The sequence below is a fragment of the Spirosoma pulveris genome, assembly GCF_054781875.1.
The window spans coordinates 1-24,285 of sequence record NZ_BAAGTO010000023.1 but is presented as its reverse complement, the minus strand read 5'-3'; the positions used below and the strand labels follow the sequence as shown (position 1 = coordinate 24,285).

Annotated in this window: 19 protein-coding genes; 13 read left to right on the top strand and 6 right to left on the bottom strand. The window is 41.3% G+C overall.

Going from position 1 to position 24,285, the window contains the following annotated elements:
* Nucleotides 1-11 precede the first annotated feature (11 nt).
* Nucleotides 12-2,585, top strand: coding sequence for a tetratricopeptide repeat-containing sensor histidine kinase (locus ACYVJM_RS30955; RefSeq protein WP_460979317.1), 2,574 nt, complete (start codon nucleotides 12-14; stop codon nucleotides 2,583-2,585).
* Between the two features lie 68 nt (nucleotides 2,586-2,653).
* On the opposite strand, the gene ACYVJM_RS30950 is transcribed toward ACYVJM_RS30955, so the two are convergent.
* The 3 genes from ACYVJM_RS30950 to ACYVJM_RS30940 form a co-directional block, all read right to left on the bottom strand.
* Nucleotides 2,654-4,714 (bottom strand): sigma 54-interacting transcriptional regulator, encoded by a 2,061-nt coding sequence (locus tag ACYVJM_RS30950; protein WP_461151991.1) that lies wholly within the window; start codon nucleotides 4,712-4,714, stop codon nucleotides 2,654-2,656.
* Nucleotides 4,715-5,081: 367 nt separating this feature from the next.
* Nucleotides 5,082-6,098 carry a response regulator gene (locus ACYVJM_RS30945; protein WP_461151990.1) on the bottom strand — a complete coding sequence of 339 codons (1,017 nt, stop codon included), beginning with the start codon at nucleotides 6,096-6,098 and terminating at the stop codon, nucleotides 5,082-5,084.
* A 62-nt stretch (nucleotides 6,099-6,160) separates the two neighbouring features.
* A complete protein-coding gene (locus tag ACYVJM_RS30940; RefSeq protein WP_460979320.1) occupies nucleotides 6,161-8,407 on the bottom strand; it encodes a histidine kinase dimerization/phosphoacceptor domain -containing protein in 2,247 nt (748 codons plus the stop codon).
* Between the two features lie 534 nt (nucleotides 8,408-8,941).
* Here ACYVJM_RS30940 and ACYVJM_RS30935 point away from each other — a divergent pair.
* The 4 genes from ACYVJM_RS30935 (at nucleotide 8,942) to ACYVJM_RS30920 (ending at nucleotide 12,848) form a co-directional block, all read left to right on the top strand.
* Nucleotides 8,942-9,472, top strand: a complete 531-nt coding sequence (locus ACYVJM_RS30935) for a DsbA family protein (RefSeq protein WP_461151989.1) — start codon at nucleotides 8,942-8,944, stop codon at nucleotides 9,470-9,472.
* Between the two features lie 349 nt (nucleotides 9,473-9,821).
* Nucleotides 9,822-10,820 (top strand): alpha/beta hydrolase, encoded by a 999-nt coding sequence (locus ACYVJM_RS30930; protein ID WP_461151988.1) that lies wholly within the window; start codon nucleotides 9,822-9,824, stop codon nucleotides 10,818-10,820.
* A 484-nt stretch (nucleotides 10,821-11,304) separates the two neighbouring features.
* Nucleotides 11,305-12,045 (top strand): SDR family oxidoreductase, encoded by a 741-nt coding sequence (locus tag ACYVJM_RS30925; RefSeq protein WP_460979323.1) that lies wholly within the window; start codon nucleotides 11,305-11,307, stop codon nucleotides 12,043-12,045.
* 29 nt (nucleotides 12,046-12,074) lie between these two features.
* On the top strand, nucleotides 12,075-12,848 hold the full coding sequence (locus tag ACYVJM_RS30920) for an SDR family oxidoreductase (protein WP_460979324.1): 774 nt from the start codon (nucleotides 12,075-12,077) through the stop codon (nucleotides 12,846-12,848).
* Nucleotides 12,849-13,039: 191 nt separating this feature from the next.
* On the opposite strand, the gene ACYVJM_RS30915 is transcribed toward ACYVJM_RS30920, so the two are convergent.
* Nucleotides 13,040-15,241: a tetratricopeptide repeat-containing sensor histidine kinase gene (locus tag ACYVJM_RS30915; RefSeq protein WP_461151987.1), complete on the bottom strand. Its 2,202-nt coding sequence runs from the start codon at nucleotides 15,239-15,241 to the stop codon at nucleotides 13,040-13,042.
* A 614-nt stretch (nucleotides 15,242-15,855) separates the two neighbouring features.
* On the opposite strand from ACYVJM_RS30915, the gene ACYVJM_RS30910 reads away from it, so the two are divergent.
* The 7 genes from ACYVJM_RS30910 (at nucleotide 15,856) to ACYVJM_RS30880 (ending at nucleotide 22,176) form a co-directional block, all read left to right on the top strand.
* Complete coding sequence (locus ACYVJM_RS30910) at nucleotides 15,856-16,044, top strand: hypothetical protein (RefSeq protein ID WP_460979326.1); 189 nt, start codon at nucleotides 15,856-15,858, stop codon at nucleotides 16,042-16,044.
* 111 nt (nucleotides 16,045-16,155) lie between these two features.
* Entirely contained in the window at nucleotides 16,156-17,163 is a 1,008-nt protein-coding gene (locus tag ACYVJM_RS30905; RefSeq protein ID WP_460979327.1) for a hypothetical protein, read from the top strand.
* Nucleotides 17,164-17,261: 98 nt separating this feature from the next.
* Complete coding sequence (locus ACYVJM_RS30900) at nucleotides 17,262-18,590, top strand: NAD(P)/FAD-dependent oxidoreductase (RefSeq protein ID WP_461151986.1); 1,329 nt, start codon at nucleotides 17,262-17,264, stop codon at nucleotides 18,588-18,590.
* 81 nt (nucleotides 18,591-18,671) lie between these two features.
* On the top strand, nucleotides 18,672-19,343 hold the full coding sequence (locus ACYVJM_RS30895) for a succinate dehydrogenase cytochrome b subunit (protein ID WP_461151985.1): 672 nt from the start codon (nucleotides 18,672-18,674) through the stop codon (nucleotides 19,341-19,343).
* A 251-nt stretch (nucleotides 19,344-19,594) separates the two neighbouring features.
* A complete protein-coding gene (locus tag ACYVJM_RS30890) occupies nucleotides 19,595-20,011 on the top strand; it encodes a hypothetical protein (protein ID WP_460979330.1) in 417 nt (138 codons plus the stop codon).
* Between the two features lie 273 nt (nucleotides 20,012-20,284).
* Nucleotides 20,285-21,196: an oxidoreductase gene (locus ACYVJM_RS30885; RefSeq protein WP_461151984.1), complete on the top strand. Its 912-nt coding sequence runs from the start codon at nucleotides 20,285-20,287 to the stop codon at nucleotides 21,194-21,196.
* A 14-nt stretch (nucleotides 21,197-21,210) separates the two neighbouring features.
* On the top strand, nucleotides 21,211-22,176 hold the full coding sequence (locus ACYVJM_RS30880) for an SDR family oxidoreductase (protein ID WP_460979332.1): 966 nt from the start codon (nucleotides 21,211-21,213) through the stop codon (nucleotides 22,174-22,176).
* A 66-nt stretch (nucleotides 22,177-22,242) separates the two neighbouring features.
* Here ACYVJM_RS30880 and ACYVJM_RS30875 read toward each other — a convergent pair whose 3' ends face one another.
* Entirely contained in the window at nucleotides 22,243-22,875 is a 633-nt protein-coding gene (locus ACYVJM_RS30875; protein WP_460979333.1) for an NAD(P)-dependent oxidoreductase, read from the bottom strand.
* A gap of 112 nt (nucleotides 22,876-22,987) precedes the next feature.
* Here ACYVJM_RS30875 and ACYVJM_RS30870 point away from each other — a divergent pair, with 112 nt between their 5' ends.
* Nucleotides 22,988-23,353 carry a winged helix-turn-helix transcriptional regulator gene (locus ACYVJM_RS30870; RefSeq protein WP_461151983.1) on the top strand — a complete coding sequence of 122 codons (366 nt, stop codon included), beginning with the start codon at nucleotides 22,988-22,990 and terminating at the stop codon, nucleotides 23,351-23,353.
* Nucleotides 23,354-23,905: 552 nt separating this feature from the next.
* On the opposite strand, the gene ACYVJM_RS30865 is transcribed toward ACYVJM_RS30870, so the two are convergent.
* Nucleotides 23,906-24,145, bottom strand: a complete 240-nt coding sequence (locus ACYVJM_RS30865; protein ID WP_461151982.1) for an alpha/beta fold hydrolase — start codon at nucleotides 24,143-24,145, stop codon at nucleotides 23,906-23,908.
* Between the last annotated feature and the right edge of the window lie 140 nt (nucleotides 24,146-24,285).

Genomic DNA, 24,285 nt, shown 5'->3' with positions numbered 1-24,285 from the left:
CTTCCAATTATATGCCTTCGTATGGATCGAGAGGTGTTCTGTTGTCTTTAGCATGGTTATTCCTAGTTGCAAGTTTTGGTAAGGCTCAATCTTCTGCTTCAAGAGAAGAAGTGGATCGACTTCTCAGATCGGTCACTAAAACCGTAACCGATACAAATCAGGTACGGACATTACTCCGTTTAAGTGAATTCTATTTAAGTAGCTCAATAAAGGACAAAGCATTGTCGGACAGTGCTCGTCACTTCTATGAATTAGCTGAACTCTTAAGTCGCACGATCCACTACAACCATGGGATTGACAAATCTTTATATCTAAAGGCTATCTATCAACTTGAGCGACAAAATGCTGGTGAAGTTGCCCGCATCTCCCAGGAACTAAGTGATTCGAGCAAAATAAGATTACTCCTTGAGCAGGGGAAACGATTTCTTCGACCGACCCAACTTCGCTATGCCAAGCGCGACACTGCTATTTATTTCTTCCTACAGGCCGAACGGCTTTGTCATGCAATTGGTCATAAGCCTTTGGCGGAGGAGAGTCAGAACTTAATGGGGATCGCCTATATCCTCGACAAAGATTGGCCAAGAGCGAAGGACAGTTTTATGAAGCTGATCCATGCACGGCAAATAGCTGGGGACCGATTGGGAGAAGTTAAGATCTGGCTGCGAATGGCAACAACTACCTATTGCGACGATTGCCGGGAAAATATGAAAGCGCTGGAAAAAGCATTATCGCTATCCCGTCAAATCAGGAGTAAGGCGCTGGAACTGTTGATTTTATTAGAAATGGGTTTTGAGCACTTCCAATTAGATGGCGGAGAAACCGGGCGAGCCGATCAAAAGGCTGCTCAATCCCTAGCTATTCAAAATGCCATTGGTTTCAGAGCATTAACAACAGCCTATCAAAAATTAGCGATTTCAAGTGTGTACAATCGACCAGGCGAATACGGCTATCTTTCCAATACAAATTACTTTCTCTCCGATTTAAGTCAGGCCAAGGGCGATTTAAATCAAAAATTGTTTTACATACTTCAGGTTGTAAAAGCCGAAGAGGAAAATGGGCAATCGGCTGAGTTAGATTATGCCTATTTCAGATTAGGAAATGCTTATTTCGGACTTAACCAGTATGAAAAAAGCTTAGCGTATTATCAAAAATCACTGGCCGTTAGCCATCAGAAAGGTGAACTTGTCATTCAAGTCGGCCTTATTGCTCGTATGGTAATTACCTTTCTGAAATTAGGTAAGCCTCAGGAAGCCTTACAATTTTTACAGACGATTTCAGGCAAAATTAAATCAGTCACGTATGAAGATAATATTCTGCTCAATCAAAGTTATGGGGACTGTTACAGCGCCTTAAAACAGTATAAAAAAGCAGAACAATATTACCTCGCTAGTGTGGCCTGGAGTAAACAGGTTGCCTTACAATTTCAGTGCTCTGCCTGGCAACGAATTAGTCAGTTTTATGTAGATAATGCGCAATTTAAAAAAGCAGATCCATTTCTTCACCAGCTATTGTCCATATCTCAAAAGCGGATCATTCCTAGTCAGCAGCTTGAAATCCAATTAATGCGTTTCAAAGTAGATTCGGCACAGGGAAATTATAAAGCAGCTATTAAACACTTCCAAAAGTTTAAGACTTTAACCGATTCCATTTTTAATGAAAAAAAAAGCCAGCAGATTGCCCGGCTGACTATAGAATACGAAACTCAAAAGAAGGAGCAAACGATTGCCCTTCGGGAAAAAAATATAGATCTATTGACAATTCAAAACAGGTCTCATCAGACGCAACGGAATGCGTTCATTTTGGGAAGCATTTTACTTTTAGCCTTATTAGGCTTATGCTATAATCGGTATCGTTTGAAGCAACTCAACCATAAACAACTCCTGGATCAACAAAAAATCTTACAAACCCAACATATCGAACTTCAGGCAAGACAGCAGGAAATCGATCAAAAGAACAGTAGCCTACAACAATTGCTAACGGAGAAAGAATGGTTATTGAAGGAAATCCACCACCGGGTGAAAAATAACCTGCAAGTGGTCATGAGCTTATTAAACACGCAGGCCAGTTACCTGGTCGATAGTGCAGCTATTACCGCCATCCGGGAAAGTCAACACAGGGTGCAGACAATGGCCATGATTCATCAGAAACTTTATCAGTCTGAAGGCATGGCCCGCATTGACATGGGAGCCTTCATTCAAGAAGTCGTGGTTTACTTGCGTAATTCATACAAACTCGACCAACAGCATTTTTTTGAGCTACACGTAGAATCGATCGATTTAGAAGTTACCCAGGCAATACCTGTTGGTCTAATCATCAATGAAGCGATCACCAATTCTTTAAAATATGCATTCCCAGCAGATACACCTGGAACGATTATACTAACGCTCAGGCGATTGTCTGAAAATACCTACGAACTTATAATTACTGACAACGGTGTGGGACTTCCTCCTGGCTTTGACATTTCGCAAAGCCGTACGCTGGGAATGACGCTAATAAAAGGATTTAGTCAACAATTGGATGCTTCATTGACAATAACAAGTGAAACCGGCGTGCTGATTAGCCTGATATTTACCGAGGAGAACTAAAATACATTTATCCCTAATTCAATCACCCTTTACCATTTGTAGCCCTTGTTGAATCTCTATGGAAAGTATCAATCGGTTGGAGGAGGATTCATGATTAATACCTTACGAATCCCCATTTTTTCCATTCGATATTCTAGTGTGGTTGGTTTTAGGTTCAACAGTTCAGCGGCACCACCACTGCCACGAATTCGGCCATTAGTTTGTTGTAAAACGGTCAATATATAATTCCTTTCCACTTCCTGTTGGCTCTTTAGCATGGATTCAAAATCAACAGGCAAACTTTCAGTTCTACTAGACTGTGGAATTGCCATAGGCTGATTAGTTGGCTGGTAGTAGGAATGAGGTTCGCCCATTAGTGATTTACCAAGGGATCGACCTAGCTCGACAGGACTTTGGCCAGAATTAAGAATCACGGCTTGTTCAATCACATTTTCCAACTCCCGAATATTACCTGGCCAGTTATATTTCAGTAAGGAAGGCATTACATTATCGGCAAAGCCAAGAAATGGCTTACCCTGTTTCTGGGCCATTTTTCGGGCGAAGTAGGTAGCCAATAAAGGCAAGTCTGTTAAACGATCTCGGAGCGGAGGAATAATAATTGGATAGGTGGACAACCGATAATAGAGGTCTAACCGGAACCGACCGGCTCGTACTTCATCTTCCAGATTTCGGTTCGTGGCTGCAATCACCCGAACATCCGTTTTAATGGGTGTTTTACCGCCAATTCGATCTATTTCTTTTTCCTGGAGAACTCGTAAAAGTTTAGCCTGTAATTCCAGTGGTAATTCACCTATTTCATCCAGCAGTAAAGTCCCACCTTGAGCCAGTTCAAACTTGCCAATTCGCTTTTCAAAGGCACCGGTAAACGACCCTTTTTCATGGCCAAAAAGCTCACTCTCAATCAGATTGGCCGGAAGCGCAGCACAATTTACTTTTATTAACAGTTTCCCTTTACGCGAAGATGATTGATGAACTGCTCTGGCTATTAATTCTTTGCCCGTTCCACTTTCTCCTAAAAGTAGAACTGTAGTATCAATATGAGCGACCTGACTAACCAGCCTGAACACATTTTGTAATGGCTCACTGGAGCCAATGATCTCCTCGAATTCAGTGAATTTCTGAACTTCTTGCTGTAAATAGGAATTTTCCTGCTTCAGTTTTTCACTTAGTCTGGCAACTTCCTCATAGGCAAGAACGCGTTCAAGCGTTAAGACTAGCGGCTGCTCAAGACGTTCAAGCAGCGCCTGATGAGTTACTTTAAACGCATCCTGGTTTCGACTTAGAAAGCAAAGCAAAAATCGATCACCATTACTCAATTGGAATGGGGCAACCATAGCACCTGCCAAACGAAATGATTTTGCCAAGATTTGAACAAAAGGATCTTTTCGATTTAACTCATCAAAACTCTCAAAGTTAAAACGAGAGAATTGTTCAGGAAAGAAGGTAATTTGATCCTGAATTTCCCCGGTTCGTTTATCGCTAGGTAACTGAAGGATATCCTCTAGCGTCAGCACATTAAATTCCTGATAGCCAACTCGGTAATAATGAAAACTTGAACTTCTCCCTCGCTGTTGGTACCGAACCGTTAAAAAATCAAAGGGAATATAAGGTTGAAACAACTGGGCAATTTTTGTGAGTCGATCGGTCCAGCTTTCTGAAAGAGATAATGCTTCTGAAAGATCGATTTGTAATAATTTTTCCTCCCGAAGTTTTACTTCAACACTATGAGCTTGTTTGTATCGACTGATCGAAATAGCCGTTAAAATATCCTGCTCCCTAAACGGTTTAACAATGTACCCACTCGGTTGAGTAGCTTTTACGGCCTCTAATACCCCTGGATTGTCATTGGCCGAAATATAAATAAATGGAATGCCTAGTTCTTCCAGCTGATGGGCTAAATCAATACCTGTTTCCCGGCCTTTTAGATAAATATCCAACAACACCAACTTCGGCTGATGTTGGCTGATCATATCAATTGCTTTGCGCATTGATGTTGCAATACCAAGCACAACATACCCATTCTGCTCAAGTATGAGCTGTAAATCGTTGGCAATGATATACTCGTCCTCGACAATTAATATAGTATAAGGCTCTAACGAGCTTTGTCCTGCGATGGAGGAAGTATGCATAAGACGTTACAGTTTGAGTTACTGTGAAAAGAGGATAAGTTAGTACGACAACAACTATACCTTTTATTATATAGTAGGTCTTAATTATGGAAATCGCATACCTTCCTTACGAAGAGCACAATTAAAAAATTTTAATTCTCCCCATTCTATACCCTACTTTCCCTTCATTCCTCTGAAAATTCACAAAAAAAACACTCCATAAAATCAATAATTCTCCAAAAAACTGGATTTCTCCAAATAGGTCGTACCTAGAAGCTACTGTTGAATCCAATGTTATAGTCTCTGGAATAGGTCATTTTGAAAACAGGCTGAAAAGGCTACTAACTATTGAATTTTTATTGATCACCAATCGATATCTGAGAGATACCTAGCCAATCAGTTTACTCACCCGCTGGCGTAGAGACACATTTTCATCGTGTAACTGCGCGGTCTGTTGCACAAGTTGGTCATATGCCAGCATTTGATTTACTGTGACTGTTAGTGCAGGTTTCAACTGTTCCAATAGTGTCCAATGGTGTTCATGGTAAAGCTGATCATGTTGACTATAAAAATCGAGCAAAAACTGACCATTATTTGCTGTATAAACCGATGTATTGAGATTTGATTTGTACTTGTAGGTGTTGATAATAAGGTCTTTAATTAATAGATGGCTATAACCATCATTATCACCATCGCTATCAGGGGAATTAGTTGAGGCAATCCAATCGTCTTGTCGTAACAGGGATTTCTGGCTGTTTTCTCCTGTAAAATCAGCGATTGGAGCACACTGGAATTCGTCTTGTGCGATTCTCAGGTAACAATTTAATCTGTGAGCTTTAGAAGGCTGCTTCCTGTCAACGGTAATTTGAATGAAATCGAATGGTATGTGAGTCTGAAAATACGCTAGCAGCTTAATCAACCAATTATTCCAATTAACTGGCTGAGCAAATGTATTGAGCATATTGATTTGATGCTCCTGTCTTTGGCAGCGTTGTGATTCAAGGCTTAACGCATGGCGATAGTAGGCAATTTCCAATGCCACCAGAACATCCTTCTCTCGAAATGGCTTGACTAAAAACCCAAACGGTTTCGTCATTTTAGCCTCTTCTAATACACTGGTATTTGTGTTCGCTGAAAGGAAAACAAACGGAATCTGATTGGTACACAGGTAACGAGCCAAGTCAATACCTGTTTCTGGACCTTTCAAATAAATATCAACGAGTACGAAATCGGGACGCTTTAACTTAGTTAATTCCAATGCCTTAGCTACACTTAGCGCAATTCCACTGACTATATAACCGGCCCGTTCCAAAATGAGTCGTAAATCGTTCGCCACAGCGAACTCGTCCTCAACGATTAAGATGGTCTGTGATACCGGATGCTCATTCAACTGATTAAAAGACATACTGCTTAGGGATGTTGAAACTCAATTGCACATACTCACTCTTAGGCAAGACATGCAATTGATTAGCCATCAGTCAACTCTTTTGAAAAAAGTAAATGAACAAGTAGACCATTATCATTCTTTATCGTCAACTCCCCTCCTAGTTGTAGACTAAATCCATACATGAGTGTCATGCCCAACGAAGGTGTATGGGCTGTATTTGGATTGAGTGGGAGCCCAATACCGTTGTCAGCAATGGTTAATTCAAATTTATTAGACTCAATAGAACGAAACGAGACCCTTATTTCACCGGGTCTTGCATTGGGAAAGGCGTACTTTAAGGCATTGGTAATCGCTTCGTTAATCAATAAACCAACTGGTATGGCCTCGGTAATAGTCAGGTGAGTTTCCTGTACGGCTAAGGAGAAGGTAACTGGTTGAGGCAAGTCGTAAAAATCGCGCAGGTAGGTCACAATTTCCTGAATGTATTGGCGCATATCAATATGATTGACGTTGTCAGATTGATATAGATTCTGATGGATCAACGCCATTGCCTGTACCCGATGTTGACTGACCTGAATGGCGGATAAGGCTGCCTTATCCGCCAGGTAGCTTGCCTGTGAGTTTAACAAACTCATGACTATCTGAAGATTGTTCTTTACCCGATGGTGGATTTCCTTGAGTAACCATTCTTTTTCAGTCAGCAAAATTTGTAGGGTTGAGTTTTTGTGATCAATCACTTTCTGCCGATCTACTAATTGTTGATGACTCGTTTGTTTAAGTTGAAACCGATTGTAGACTAATCCTAAGAGGATTATCAACATGACTGCTCCGGCAATGATAAAATTGCGCGTTGTTTGGGCTTTTTGTAGGGCTATTTCTTTAAGTCTTGCCTGCTGATTTAGTTGAATAATTTTCTGTTTATTTTCCCTGGTTTGATACTGAACTTCGAACAAGGCGGTTCGTTGTTTCGTCGTTTCACTGATTAGGGAGTCGTTAATTGCCTTGTAACGTTGATAATGGATGATTGCCGATTTGTAAATGGCTTGAGCTGAGTCCAGTTTAAACCACCATAAATGATTAACCGCTAATTTTTTGGCATAATGTGCTGTCAGGCTTAACTGTTCGTTCTGGATGAGGTGTTGTCTGGCTCTTTCGTACTGACCAAATTGGACATAAAACGGAATCAGTACGGAATAAATGTAAGAATGGTAATCCTTGCCGAGATTTTCCTTGAGCATTGTCTCCAGCTGGTTACTATAGAATTTAGCCCGTGGATAATCATGCTTTAGTTTACTATAATAATTTACATAGCAAGTTGCAATAGCCAACTGGCAATCAATGTCTTCCTTGCTTTCCGGTAATTTTTGGATGACTCGTTCTAAATGATCAATTGCATCCTGGATACTAAGCACCTTTAGTGCTTTAGCATCACAGCTATTAAGTATAGCGCTGATGGTTGTCCCTAAAAGAATGATTGTGTTCGGCCTGTATTGCCTTTGAGCAGCACGCAACGATTTGTGAAAATAGAATAGCGCTTTTTCAGGTTGATTGAGTTCGAAATAAGTAATCCCTAAGCGACTATACACTTTTGCCAGCTTAATGGTATCTCTGGCAGCCTCAACGGTTTGTAAGGCTAAAAGGCCATAGTTCAGTCCAGCTTCATAATCGCCCATTTTGCTGTAAACAAACCCTAGCAAGTCATATAACTCCTGTAGCTTGGTATACCCAATAGACCGATACAATTTGAGCGATGAGTGCAAATCCTGAAGTGCTAGCAAATTATGACTTTGCAATTGGTAAAGGTCTCCCCGGTATTTTAAGGCTTCCGCTAGTTTTGCTGTATTTGATGATCGACTCAGTAATGGAATCGCTCGTTTATAAAGTTGAATTTGTACCGTTAGATCCCGATCAGATACCGAATAAAACAAAGCCTGAACCATATAGATATCGGCAAGATCTTCTGCATGTCCATATCGGTTCAGTACCAGTTGAGCTTTCTCCGTTAATCGCCATGCTTGCTGTTTATAGCTACGCTCTCGAAGTGCTTTTGCCGCGAGCAGGTAACTCAACCCTTTTCCTCGATGATACCTTAACTTGTTGCTAAGTGCATAGGCACGTATGCTTAGTTGATAGGCAGTATCCAAATCCCCCGCTAATTCACCAGATTTCATGACGAATGCATGCCCTAAGGCCAATAGAATTCCAACCCGACTGGTATCATTCGCGCTTTTTTGAAGTTGAATACGAAGACTGTCTAAGTATTTAGGAGATGGAGGTGTCGCCCAGAGTGTAGATGACCAACCAACAAAAAAAACGACTCCATGCATTCGGAGAAAAAAAGATAGCCGCCCCATATCGGTTCTCTTTACAACTTAGCTACCAAATTTCTTCCAGTCTTTAAGACAATAGTCTAAAATAGCTCGAATTACCTGTCAACTGCCGAACAACTAAGTCTTGAAGCCAAAGGCCAACTATAAATGTAGTGAGAAGTATATCATCTCCATTGATAGTTAAAACTGGAAAACTTAATATAGAGTAGGAAGGGCGGGTGAATCAATATTACCAAGCATTTGCAAGGCATAATCAATCGCTCCAATTCATTGGAGTTATATAAAAATACCCTCCAATGAATTGGAGAGCTTAATGGGGCGTCTGGACTAAAATTCAGTGATTTAGCTGAAAAGTGGCCAATAAATATAGCTTTTCTATTCGATTTATGCTCTTTAGTATCTCTCCGACAGTTTGGCATGCTTTTCGGAATACACGTAATGAATCTGTTTACCGAGAAGCAATTGCCACCAATGTGCATATTACACAACTGCTTGAATAACGCCTTGTTTTTCTACCTTACCTTCGTCAATATGAGCACACATCAACTAGATTATTTCACTAATTGTGAATTGCTGAACATCACCGAGTTTGGTGATATTACCACCTCCAAAAGCCGAATAGCCCGGCAAATTATCAGCGCTAGTATTGCACCGTTCTCTGAGCATATTGAGTATCGATATCGGTATTTCCCAGATTTAAAAAAAACAGAATCTCTATTAGCAGCACTTGCTCTAGAAGCGGCAAAAAGACAGCATAAGTTTCAACAGATGTATAATGCATTGCTATCCCTACCGACAATAAATACCTTGACTTTGATAAAACTTGCTTCAACACTCGGACTTGTACAACATCAGTTCATCCCTGACCTGCTATGTGATCACATTCATACAATTATTAAATCCGATTGGATAGAGGGAATAAATCTTTGTATCAACCAGGCACCAGCTCTATTTGTAAATGGGCACCGATTTCACGGGAAAATTACGAGCGCTAGACTGACTCCATTTGTGAATTTTCATCTTGAACAGGCTAGAAAATCTCCTTTCTTAACAACTAACTGACCTAGTCGAATCCAAATAAGCTTCTGAATTTAAACTTGAAGCTTGAATTACGTATATGGTAGCGCGTCACAGATAACCTATTTTTTTAGACATTACTCAACTATGTTCTTTTAACGATTGAGGCAATTCTGTTAAGTCAACAAGTTAATGGCGAACCTTGCTACAAAGGCATAGAGCTTACTAATTATTGAACCACATATTCTGAAATGCCGCTAGCCAATTCCGTTAGGCATAAGTCTATGGCTTTGCGTTTGAACGTTTCGCTGTCTCAAAAATAAACGGCATGCTACCAGTCTTGTCGTGACTCCCCTTGCTTTACCAATTGTTTCACTTTTTAATTTCGTTAGTTATGAACACAACCGAAGTGTTTAATCATGTACAGCCGGTTCCTGTCAACGATGACCCAAATCTTTCCATTGGCGTCAAAACCTTTTTGAATGTCCTCAATAGCAGTGGAGGCCCACCACTTGAACAATTACCTCCTTTACAGGCCAGAGCAGTACTGGAAAATGCCCAATCTTCTGTTCCTGTCGATTTATCGGGAATTTACCTCTCTCAGAAAACCATTGAGGTAGATGGCTATACAATCGATTTAGACGTCATGCGGCCGACGGGAGTACCCGGAATATTACCCGTGTTTATTTTTATCCACGGCGGTGGCTGGGTGCTTGGTGATTTTCCAACCCACAAGCGCATGGTTCGTGATCTCGTTGTTCTATCGGGCTTTGCGGCTGTATTTATCAACTACACACGTACGCCTGATGCGCCTTTTCCACGGGCTATTAATGAAATCTTTGCGGCTACGAAATGGGTTTCTGAATACGGCCATGAAATTGGTGTTGATGGTAAAAACCTAGCCGTAGTAGGCAATAGTGTTGGTGGGAACATGACGGCTGTAACTGCCTTAAAGGCTAAAATGAATGGTGGTCCACATATTAAGCTGTTAATTATGATGTGGCCAATTGTAGACGCTAATTTTGAAACAGAATCCTATTTGCAATATGGTCAGGATCGATTCTTAACGACTCCCCTCATGAAGTGGATGTACGATATGTACATACCAGATCCGAATGAAAGACAACAGATTTATGCTTCACCGTTGCAGGCAACCGTTGAACAGTTAACAGGTCTCCCTCCTACGCTTATTCAAGTTGCCGAGAATGATGTGCTACGGGATGAAGGCGAAGCGTTTGGTCGCAAGCTGGATGAAGCTGGTGTACAGGTAACCACAATCCGATACGATGGTGTAATTCATGACTTTGGACTACTGAATGGCCTTGCCGAACTGCCAACAGTAAAATCACTATTTGTCCACGCTGCTGCTGAGCTAAAAAAATACCTTGGCTAATATTCTTAACGCCCAGACAGTAGATGATTTTACAATCATCTACTGTCTGGATATATATAATCTTGTAAAGTCTGCACTGAAAAGACGAATTGTATTATTTCCTCTTAGAGTTTGGATGCACTCTTTATCCTTTAAGAACTTACTAAAGCATTACATAGTCTGAAAATTTTTGTACTCCTAGCATTACTGTAGCCGTAATATATCTGTCACTGCTACGAAAATTTAGGTTTATCCATAAAACTGGAGATGTACATTTTTGCAGATTGTAAGTAACTGGCATAAACTGAGCAATTCGCATTATTCAAGGGTTTTGTCAACCCAAATCGTATTGGTACAACCTTTGAGTACAATCCTACTCAAACCTTCGATTATTGACCTCAAAGGGCATGAGCAATACATAAAGTCATGATTGAAAATGGAACTTCTATCCGCAACTTCAATCAGTAGTATGTCAATTCTGAATAATGTTTAATTAATGCGTATTATGAAAATTGTAATTATTGGCGGCACGGGTTTGATCGGATCAAATGTGAGCGAAAAACTGCGGCTGTTGGGGCATGAGGTAATCATAGCATCTCCTTCAACCGGTATCAATGCAATGACTGGTGAAGGGCTCACGGACGCTTTGCAAAGCGCTGAAGTGGTTATTGATCTTTCTAACTCAGCCTCTCCCGAGGAAAATACCGCAATCAATTTCTTCCGCACCGCTGGCAGTAATCTGGCTACAGCGGAAAAAGCGGCCGGTGTCAAGCACCACCTCCTACTATCGATCGTAGGAACAGATCGGGCACAATACATCGGCTACCTGCGCGCCAAAAAGGAGCAGGAGGATATTATCAAGGCGTCAGGCATTCCTTATACGATCATACGCGCTACGCAGTTCCATGAGCATGTCACGACCATTATAGCCGTACAATCCGATGAAGAACACATTCATGTTTCTACTGTGGATTACCAGCCGATTGCAGCAGAAGATGTGGCTGCATTAGTTACCCAGTTCGCCTTGGAACCTCCCAAAAACAACACGGTGGAAATCGCAGGCCCCGAGCGCGCACCGATGAACGAGTTCGTTACCCGGTACATCTCAGTTAATGGAGGTGACAAGTCAGTTAAAGCCAACGACCAGAATAAGTATATGTTCTTTGACATCCCGAAATCCCTTTTGGTGCCACAGGGTGATTTTTATCCTGGCGTAATCCGGTTCGACGACTGGATAAATAAATAAGTTAAGCTATCACTTCCCAATTCAAAATCATGAAAATTGTAATTATAGGCGGTACTGGAATGATCGGTTCGAAGTTAACGGCAAAACTTCATTCACTTGGCTTTGAGGTCATTGCCGCTGCCCCAGAAACTGGCGTTAATACTGTAACAGGTGAAGGTCTTGCTGCTGCTCTAGAAGGGGCTCAAGTTGTCGTCGATGTATCAAATAATCCTTCACTTGAGGAAAATGTCGCCCTAAACTTTTTTGAAACATCAGGTAGAAATTTACAGGCTGCAGAATCGGCTGCTGGTGTACGGCATCACATTTTGCTCACTATTGTGGGTACTGAGAGAATGCTAGAAAATGTATATTATCGGGCCAAGGTGGCACAGGAAAATATTGTTAAATCTGGCTCAATTCCATTTACCATTTTACATGCTACGCAATTCTTTGAGTTCGCTAGCTCATTCTTATATGCGAGTAGTGAAGGCCAATCAATCCCACTACCTCCTACTCTAATGCAGCCAATAGCTGCCGACGATGTAGTAGCAACACTGGCGGATTTGGTGGTAAGCGAACCTTTGAATGAAGCCATCGAGGTAGCGGGACCGGAGAAAATACCAATGGATGAATTTGTAAGACGGTATTTAAACGCAATTGGTGATTCTCACCAAGTTATTACTGACGAGTCTGCCGGTTTTTTTGGAACAATCGTCAATGATTCCTCCTTAACTCCAGGTGATAACTCTCGAATCGGTCACATACTATACGAAGACTGGCTGAGAACAACGACGCAGACTCAGCAGTCGAGCGCTATTCACTAAATTAAGCCCTTGTGTCTTCTTAATAGTGATTCCTAGGATTTTCAATCCAGCTTTATAAGTGCCTAATTACTTGAGCAAAGTGAAATCAGGATGACTAGATTCTCGTAAATCTGATTCTATATAAAACCCTGCTACTTGATCATATAGCAGGGTTTTGCAATTTATAATAAATGGCTGCTGGTAGACAATTCTTACACGAATTGTCCTTCTGAAAATGTTAAACAGAGTTGAACACCTTGCGCTTGCTTAATCGTCAAAGTGCCTTCTATTTGCTCACTCAAGCCACGTATCAGACTCATACCAAGCGTCCTGATTTGGGTTGGGTCAATATCGTCAGGAAACCCGATACCATCATCCCAGATAATTAGTTGATAGTGGCTACTCCTTAATTGACTAAACTTTACACCTATAGAACCTGATCTGCTATCAGGGAAAGCATATTTAAGCGAGTTTGTGACCGCTTCATTCAAAATCAATCCAAGGGGTATAGCCAATGTGACATCTAATTCTACTGGATCGATCTCAATACGTTTTTGAATGGTAGTTCCCCGATTGTAGGTTACCAACAAATAATTAACAATCTCCTGAATGTAATTTCCCATTGAAATACTGGACAGCCGGTCCGATTGATACAGCTTCTGATGGATTAATGCCATAGCGTGTACTCGATTCTGGCTCTCAAGGATGGCCGTTAATGCAGCTTTATCTGTTAAATAGCTAGCCTGAGAATTCAATAGGCTAGTGATAATCTGAAGGTTATTTTTCACCCGATGGTGAATTTCACGCAGCATCCATTCCCGTTCATCCAGCAAATGATCTTTTTCCAGGATTAATTGCTCCTTGTCGGTCAAAATTTTTTCCTTTTCAATTAAGTTGTGTTCCAGTTCTTGATTTTTGCGATTGATCTCGATCTGCTTATCCTCCAGCAAGGTATTACTTCGCTGCTTGATTTGGTATCGACTATACCCTACACCCAAAAGGAGAACCAAAAGAACTGTAAACGCAATCGTCCCATTTTTCAGCAGGGTTGTCTGTTCTAATTGATTTTGTTGAAGTTGACTTTGTTTAGTGAGCAATTGGATATTACGTTGTTTAAGTCGTAGATCCTGATCTTTTTTTTGGGTTTCAAATTGAATTTCCAATTGAGCGATATGTCGACTTTTGGTCAGATTCAGCAGGGAGTCCTGAAGCGATTCATACTGCTGGTAGTGTCGGATGGCAGCTGGGTAATTGGCCATAAGCGAATCTAGCTTAAACCATAAAAAATGGTTTTTACTCAAAACTGTTGTTGAGCCAGTTCGTTGACCTCTCTCCTGGTTAATTTTTAAATAGGTTAAGGCTGCTTTATACTGGTTACTTTTGATCAGAAAACGAATTGCGGCTTCATAAATCGCCGATAATTCTACACTTCCATTTCCCTTTTTAGCCAATAAGTCTACTAGTTGATCACAATAAAATTGCGCTTTGTCAACTTGATTCAGATCGGAATAGATATTCAATAAATGGAGGGCAATGGCAAGTCTGCTTTCAGTGGATAGCGGAGGGTATTGCATACTCATCCTGGTAAAAAAACGTAACGCCTGACCAGGTTTTCCTTGTTGGAGGAGTAATTGAGCAATGTTCCCTGAAACATTGAGGATATAAGCGTTCTGTTTATGCTTTAAGGCAATTTGTAAGGCTGTCTGGTACTGAATATTTGCCTCTTTATATTGACCCAAGGCATGGTATACTAAGCCTAACCGATTATGAATCGTACAAAGTTGAAGTGTAGAATCATGCTGATTTTCAGCTGTTTTAATGGCTAAGTATCCATAGCTTAGGGCTTCCTTATAATCTCCTAATTTTCCAGACACAAAACCCAGTAAATCATAAATCCGCTCTAAATTAGAACGGTTCGCTTGCCGATAAAGGGTTAATGCATTATGAAGTTCAACTAATGAACGTGCATAGTTCTCCTGAATTTGATGGTGATCGGCTAATTCTTTATACACATCACCTTGCTTGTATATATTACCAGCCAACTTATAATTATTAAGCGCTTTTTGATAAAGTGCCACCCGTTCGGGTAATTCATCCCGTTCCAGGGTGTAGAAGCGAGTCATATCCAGGTAAAGGTCACCTAGTTCCTGCCAACAGTGTGCTGTCGTAAAAATAGATATGGCACGTTGGGCGTATTGATTGGCCCTTATATGGTCTCCTTTCTCAAGCAAGACCAGAAAAAAACCATAATTTACCATGCCTAACCCTCGAAGATAGGACAAGCGTTTACTCAATTCCTGCGCCTGACGGAGCATAACAAGCGCGGTGTCCAAATCATGGTTCAGTTCCTGAGGTTTAAAAATATAAATCCAACTTGTCTTAAGCAGTTTATTCACATGCTGCGTATCAGTCATGGGAACAATCCGTTTAGCAGACACCCCGGATGGTTTGGCATGCTGAGCATAAAGAAGTCTACTTAGTAAACTCAGAATAACCAGAATGATAAACCTTTGCATAGTTAAAGACTAGCTGAGAAGACAACGCCTTCTACCATAGGGTAAAAGAATTACTGAATCGTATGGTTCCCCTGTTTACCAACGACGGTTAATCAGTCTTCTACTGAGGTTGAGTAGAACTCGATGGATAAAATTAGGGCATTTCAAACAATCATTCGATAAAACGATTCTCGAAGATCTAGAATTCAGAAGACACTAGGCATTGTCGAAAGGTACACTCATCCTGTTCTGCTAACTTACATTATCCTTTCCTCCAGAATTCTGGATATATGCCCAGTTTTGGATATACACAAAGATCCAAACCAATTTTATGCCTCAAAAAAGGCCAATTTAAGCCCAAATAGCCCTTATCTGGAGAATACCAACTATGGCACACGCTTTGGAAATACTATAGCCAAAGGAAATGCCGGACCGAATCTTCCCATTCATTTCACTCAGGTAGATTGCTTGTCAAGGTCGTCTGCTAATTGCATTAGTGAGTACTTCAATCTTCATTTTAAAAAACTACGATTATGAACTTCAATTTCTTTGAATTAGAAGCAGACCCTGATAATCTAGGGGACCGTGCAATCTCAAACTCCGAAGGGCATCGCGGTTTACCTCACTCGGAGGACAGTTTATCGGAAGGAGATGAATATCTGGATGATTCCCTACGCATGAATGATCAACCAGGTTCATTACTGGATGGCATGAATTTGTGAATCCGTGTTACTAAACCCTAATCTACTTTCGATTACGCCCTACTCAAGGAAAATTCGTCGTATCAGAATGGATTATGGCAGAGATAATACCATTTAAATGAGTTTTCAATTATGGAAATATTTGATTTAGAGGTGGTCAACGTAAGACCTATTTTGACCGAGTTACAATCAAAAATTCAAACCCTAAATGGTTCTGGGAACATCTATCTGGATCGCCTGCGAGCTCTGCATACAGCAACCCCATTTAGGGCAAGCTCTCAGATGGACATGTTTGGCATTACTGAACAGGTTCTGCCAAACATCCTCCAGTTTCTAGGTATCCGGAGTATTACGTTAAATAAGCCACACGATTTATCGAAACTGGATAAGTTTGATTTTGACACATCCCAAATTGCCAGTGAGCAATATAATTGGCACTATTTTCGAAATGAGGCACTCATCAATGAACTACAAGCCTTATTCAAAAATTGCCGAATAATTGCGTTTGACGACTGGTCCAGACTCGTAGGCGCATCTGATTTATGGACTGGGTTACTTTTTGATGTCATTAAACCAATTCAGAAATATGATCTGGAATTTATTTTCTACTTAGGCGATCCGCAACACAAACTTACTTTTCAGGTAGATGAAGCGATCGACATCATCAGTAGCTTCTCAACCTATGGACAGGTTACCTTAGCCTTAGATGAAGCAGAAGCGCTCAATCTCTGGAAAATATTCAACGGCTTTCATGGCGATACTACCAAATTAGAAGAATCCTTTCTGGATCTTAAACGGAAATACATCTCCCTTTACAGAACAATGTCCATTACACGATTGCTAGTTTATTCAGCAAATGAAGCAATTGTCCTGAGTAAAAATGAATATTTTGTTTTGGCAAGACAACGCGTACCACAATCGCTTGAATTAGCTCCAGATGCCCGTCAAAACTTTATTGCGGGTTATTGCATTGGGCTACTCTTTCAGCTCGATGTGGCGCATTGCATCGCACTTGGACTCATTGTCTTTGGCAGTACAGGGGAATTGAATTCTAGTCCGGCACGTCGGGATTTACTGGTTTACATTGACCGGTGGATTGAAGACCTTCAAAAACCAGAAACAATTCACTTGTATCAATAAGCGATACTCCGACCTCAATGAAATATGCCTGAATCAATTACTGAATGTAATTGAAAAGTAAGTGGCGTATTGGCTAGACTACAAATTTGTCTTTAAGAATGAAGGCTGAAACCAGACAAGCAGTGAAGAAACATATAGTCGTTATCGGGGGTGGTTTTGCGGGGCTAAATTTTATTCAAAAAATGGTGGGTTATCCAGGGTATACAATTACCCTAGTTGATAAAAACAACTATAATTACTTTACCCCTTTGTTATATCAGGTTGCTACTGGTTTCCTCGAACCATCCAGCATCAGTTACCCATTCCGGAAGTTGTTTCACCATAAAAATGTTGCCTATCGGATGGCAGCGTTAGAGCAGATCAACCCAGCAAGCAACAGCCTAGTTCTCAGCGACCGCTCTGAGATTAGCTATGACATTTTGGTGCTGGCTGCAGGGTCAAAAACCAATTACTTTGGGAATCCGAGTATTCAGGCTAATGCATTCAGTCTAAAAGGAATTGATGATGCCCTGTTTATGCGTAATGAATTAATCAAAACATTTGAGCAGGCTTCTCTGGAGAGTGACTATGATAAACGTAAAGTGCTATTAACGATGGTCCTGGCAGGAGGTGGGCCTACGGGAGTAGAACTGGCGGGTATGCTCGCCGAATTCAAGAGGTATATATTGGGCGAGGACTATCCTACCTTAAAAAATGCGGCTGCCGAAATTTATCTAATTGAAGGATCGCCTAACCTGCTCGCCCCCATGAGTGATCAATCGCATAAAGATGCGTTTCGCGCCCTACGCCAGGAACAGGTACATATCAAACTGAACACAAGGGTGGTTAGTTTTGAGAATGATACCGTACAACTTTCAGATGGAAGCAGTATAAAAGCCCGAACCCTGATCTGGGCAGCCGGGGTTACGGCCAATTCATTTCCAGGTTTGCATCAAAACACCAGCAGAAATACCAATCGTCTCATTACTGACTCCTTTAATCGGGTAGAGGGGTATACAAATATTTACGCAATCGGAGATATCAGTATTCAGTTTGGCGACAATGCTTACCCACATGGGCATCCACAATTAGCCCAGCCTGCTATGCAACAGGGAAAGCATCTAGCCCGAAACCTTATTCGCATTCAGCGGAATCAGTCCCCGACCCCGTTTATTTACTTTGATCGTGGCGATATGGCCATTATCGGTCGAAAGACTGCCCTCGCAGACCTCTTAAAACACAAAGTGCACTTTGGTGGGCTGCTTGGATTGTTAAGCTGGTTATTTATTCACCTTATCTCGCTAGTTAACTACAATAACAAGGTTAAAACGCTCTACAATTGGATCGTTGCCTATATAACGTCTGATCAGATGCTTCGAATGATCTTTCGGTCTGAAAATCGGGAGAACAAGGTTTCTCTGGATAAGCCCATTTCCTCTACGATATAATGTCGCCTTTTACTACATACGTATATACCTATTCGTTAGATAACCTGGAATTATTTATTACCTCTATTTTACCCACTAAATATGAATTGGTTCACCTCTTTTTTGACAAGCTCTATTGGGAAGAAAATTCTCATGGCCACCACAGGGCTCTTTTTAATTAGTTTCTTAATTGTCCATACATCGATTAATGCCATGATCTTTTTCAATGACGGAGGCAAACTGTTTACGCATTGGGCTCATTTTATGGCAACGAACCTGATAATCCGCACAATTGAAGTTGTTTTGGTCGCCGTTTTTATCCTGCATATAATTCAGGGATTGTTACTTTGGAGGCAAAATAAGAATGCCCGGCCAGTCCGGTATTATGTGAACAAACAGGCAGCGAATAGTAGCTGGTACAGTCGAAGTATGACCCTTTTAGGTACGCTTATCCTCTTATTTCTAGTGATCCATACCCGGAATTTCTGGATTCCCAATCGAACGAATCAGTTTTTATATGGAGAAGAGCTCCCGCTCTATAAGATGATGTTATCTAAGTTCCATAATCCAGTCGAAGTACTTATTTATTTGGTTGGTTGTTTTTCACTGTTCTGGCATCTATTACATGGTTTCAGAAGTTCGTTTCAGTCGCTAGGCTTAAGTCATGTTAAGTATAACGGTGTAATCGCCTTCTCAGGAGTCGCCTTTTCGGTCGCAATCCCACTCCTACTTGCTTTGATGCCTGTTTCAATTTACTTAAACCTAATTCGGTAGATTTTGAAGCGTCCTGAAAGCTACTATTACGTAAACCAAGTGATTTTCAGTAAAATCTGACGCTTACTATTCACTCCATGAATACCTTGAATTCAGCTCGAATTCATCTATTGTATATAGCCAATCAGATTTGTAGTGAATCCTAGCTACTTGGCTAGAACGAAATGATGATGCAGTCTAAAATCTCTGTTAGGCGGCTTTGTCAAAAACTAAAGTATCGTAAAGATTAACCATTTATTATATCCTCAATTATGAACAAAGTACAAGGTTCGAATTACTTTTTATTGGTAATCAACGGAGTTTCCGGCATATGGGCGTTATTCTTCCCCCATGAATTTCATACTAGCTTCCCCGGTTTCGGGTTTCATTGGATAGACATTTACGGGCCTTATAATGAACACCTTATTCGAGATGTTGGCGCTTTTTTTTGTGGCTTAACTTCTTTATCTGTTTTTGCTATCCTCGACAGTGACATAAAGACAGTACGCTTAATGGCTTATTCAAATCTGGTTTTTAGCACGCCCCACTTTGTCTATCATGCGGCCCATATGCATATGTTTCCGACCGCTTTGGATCGATTTTTAGGTATTTCTTCCCTATTCCTGGTTGCTTTTATACCCGGTTTAATTCTATTCTGGACCTCTTTAAGACCTTCCCGAATATTTTAAATTGAAGGATATTGTTTAAGCTAGCTAGCCCCAGCAACAACATACGTTGTCCCTAGTTTCCCTTTTAACCAAATCAGGAATTGCCTGCTGGCCCACCATTTTCCGAGAGTAATTAAAGGGTGAGCCGGAAGTAATCAATAGGCAACTTCAGATAGGATATCTTCATAAATTTTTTACAGGCTTGGCCTTCACAACAAACAAAAATTGAACCTCATAGCAAAGCTCCATCTGCTGTTATGATAGACTTTTGCAGAGAAAATACAACCAATAGTTATGTGGAGAACAGAAAACATACCTGATTTGTCAGGCAAAACAGCTATTGTAACCGGTGCTAATACTGGTATCGGCTATCAGACGGCCAAAGCATTGTTTGAGGCAGGAGCTATTGTGACCATTGCGGTTCGGGATGCACATAAAGCCAAAATTGCTATAGAGCAAATTGGGCAGAACTCGTTTGGAAAGGGTAATCTGGAAATGGGCTTACTTAATCTTGCTAATCTTGATCAGATAAAAAGGTTCGCCGATGAATTTAAACGTCACCATCAAAAACTGGATATCCTCGTGAATAATGCTGGGGTTATGATACCGCCACCATCAAAAACCGACGATGGATTTGAATTACAATTCGGTGTAAATTTCCTTGGCCATTTTGCCTTGACCGGGCATCTGTTTCCCATGTTGAAAAATACGCCGAAGGCAAGAGTGGTAACCCTTTCCAGTGGAGCTGCAACGCGTGCATCCGGTATCGACTTTAATAACCTGAAATTAGAGCAGCCCTACAACGCTTGGCGCGAATATGCTGTAAGCAAACTAGCTGATATTCTATTCACTTACGAATTAGACAGGCGATTAAAGGTTGTCCAAAGTACTATACTTTCTGTCGCGGCCCATCCTGGCGTTACCCGCACCGACTTACAAAGGCATATTCCCAGCGAGGAATTATCGGGTTTGTTTGCTCAGTTTGACGACGTGATGGAACCCTGGCAGGGCGCCCTGCCCACCCTTTTTGCCGCCACGGATGCCTCCGTCAAAGGCGGTGAATTTTACGGACCCGATGGGGATAAAGAATACGCGGGCTATCCGGCACGCTCGAACCATTCCACACCAGCCATGAAAGACAAAGCTTTAGCCAAACAACTCTGGGATTATGCCGAATCAATAACCCAAATCAACTTTCCCGTTTAATAGAGATTATATTCATGAATGCAACCGTTCTGGTAACCGGTGGAACCGGGTTTGTGGGCATCCACACCATTCTGCAACTTCTACAGCAAGGGTATACCGTCAAGACCACCCTTCGCTCTTTGTCTAAGAAAGACACCATCATCCAGGCACTCAATGAAGCAGGCATAATTGACTTTACAAACCTGTCTTTCTACCAAGCCGAGTTAACTGCAGACGCAGGCTGGGAAGAGGCAGTGGCCCGATGCGACTATGTGCTGCACATTGCCTCACCATTTCCTGCTCAGGCACCAAAAGAAGAGAATGAACTTATCATTCCTGCCCGCGATGGAGCCTTACGGGTGTTGAGAGCCGCTAAAGAGGCCGGTGTAAAACGGGTTGTGCTTACCTCTTCTTTTGCAGCAATCGGATACACTATTAATCCACAAGGCCATGTATTTACGGAGAAGGATTGGACCGACCCGGCAAGTGATAAAATTTCAGCGTATGTCAAATCAAAAACCATTGCTGAACTTGCTGCTTGGGAATTTATTGAAAAGCAAGGTGGGAGCTTAGAATTAACGGTAATCAACCCGGTCGGTATTTTTGGACCAGTTCTTGGGAAAGACTATTCGGCCTCAGTTGAGCTAGTTAAGAATATACTAACAGGAGCATCAACAGAAAGCCCTCCATTCTCGTTCGGCGTAGTGGATGTGCGCGATGTAGCCGATATTCATATCAAGGCCATGCTTAATCCAGAAGCAAAAGGTGAACGGTTTTTGGCTACTTCCGACGGGGTAATGACTTTCTACGATATTGCCCAACTGCTTAAAGCACAAAAAGGTGGAATTGCCCAATCGGTATCAAACTTAACCAACCCGAATGTGTCATATATTACGCTTTCCAATGACAAAGCTAAAACTGTATTAGGTTGGCAACCCAGATCCAAGGAAGAGGCTATTTTGGCCACTGTGGAAAGCCTATTCAATGTCAAGTCAACTTAATGACTTCTAGAATCGTATTATACCCTGGACAGATATTGTGAAATTATTTCAGGGTATGTACGATTATTAAACGTTACTCAATGCCGGAGCCTTCTGAATATAGTGCCGATCACTTATCTGATCGATGAAAAAATGGGCCATGTCTTCTCGGCTAAGTGTTAGACTTTGGTTTTCTCCGAAATAGCCAACATTAAGTTTTCTAGTTGCGGGCTTATTTGTGAGCCAGGGTATTCGGACAATCGTCCAATCAAGTGTAGACTGCTGGATATGGAGGCCCATATTGATGACTTCCTGATAAGTACCTCTGGCAACTAACTTTAATAGATTGACCATGAGCCAGAATCTGAAATCGGGACCATCTTCCTTTACTTCAATATTGCGGGTACCTAAAGCAACTAATCGTTTGACCTGTTGCTTTTCCATAAGCCTAACTATGTGACCTACTCCATCACTCAGGGTATTGTCTGTAACTTTACCTTTTGGTCCCAGAAAACTCAAAACGGCGTCGGCTTTTTCAAGGGCCTGCTCAATTGCTCGTTCATTACTTAAATCGCCTTCAATGACCCTTAATCGTTGATGTACAATATCCATTTTAGATCTATTCCTTACATAAGCGGTTACACGATAACCTTTTTCCAAGGCCTTTTTTATGGCAATTTTCCCCGTGGCACCAGTCGCACCGAAAATGGTAACATTCATGCTAAGTGAGTCAGTTAAATCAATGAAGATGCAAACCTATTTATCTTTATCACCACAATTACAATACTATCTTTTTAGAAAGCGCTATCGATTCAGCTAGTAAAGGTTACCCATGGAAGTCAGCAAAAACTCCCACCTAGAAACTACACTTCAACAGGAGTGCACCGATGCATTACTTCCAGTACGTGATGCCCTAGAAGTACTTAATGGTCAGTGGAAACTACCTATTTTAATTACCTTAGCCGGTGGCTCTAAGCGGTTTAAACAGATTTCAAGAGAGTTAACCCCAATTACAGACAAAAAGCTTTCCCAAGAATTAAAGGATCTGGAGTCCAATAACCTGATCCTACGAACTGTATATGAGACCTTTCCTCCCAGGGTTGAGTACACATTAACCGATTATAGCCAATCACTGGCAAGTGTTATTACTTCATTAAAAGAGTGGGGTCTGTTTCACCGGAAAACGATTATAGGCTAATTCGAGCTGGGTTTTCAACATTGATTCGAAAGGCGATTCCAAAAAAAAACTCTTATCATTTTACACTAATTACATGCCCGAAAAGGCATTTTGTTTATCTGGTTTTGCACACCTATAAACGCCCATCAACTTGCAAACAGAGTTGCTAACTATGAGCCAGCAGCTGATTTACATCTACCCTAAAATAGTATTTTATCACTAATAAATAAATGAGTGTATCCTCCCCTACCCTTTTTAAGGTTTTGTACTTTTCGTAGTAATCGTCCATAAAAGCCAACCATTACGTGAACGCTTTCAGGCAATAATAGCAAGAGTCAGTCTATTTCTCCATTAAACAAATAGCGTCCATTTGGCCAAGCGTTTTCGTTAACGAAATCGTTTAAATCATAAATTGTAATTATTCGAGAAGTGGCCAATAATTTCCTCTTCAGACTTGAGGGATCAAAAATGGTACATTAAGAATATGATTTTAACTATCTTCAAGCATTAGTCCAAAGAAATACCCCTAAAGCGTAGCCGACATCGTAGATACCTTCGTGCTTAGATGTGCCTTTATCGTTTCAGGCCAAACGTAAGAAATAAGCCTACCAACACCACGGCAACACCCATACCAAGAAAGACGGTTCCTGTAACTTCAGACTCTTTTGTCGAGGTAGAAACTGGTGGTTGAGGCTCGTAACGACCCTCCGTAACGGCCAGGATTAGCGCCACGGTTTCAGCCGTCACATCCAGTTGGGGTACGTGGCCACAATTCGCAAACCAATGAAGCTGCGCGTCAGGAAACAACGCCAAGGCCCGTTTTGTCTGTACGTCGTCAAATGAAAGTGGACAAATGGGATGAAAATGAGAAGAGACAATTCAGTAAATTGTTTCACTCAAATCCCCTTGGTTATGTCCAATTCAACCAAAAAATCTCCGCCTAGTCGTTCCAA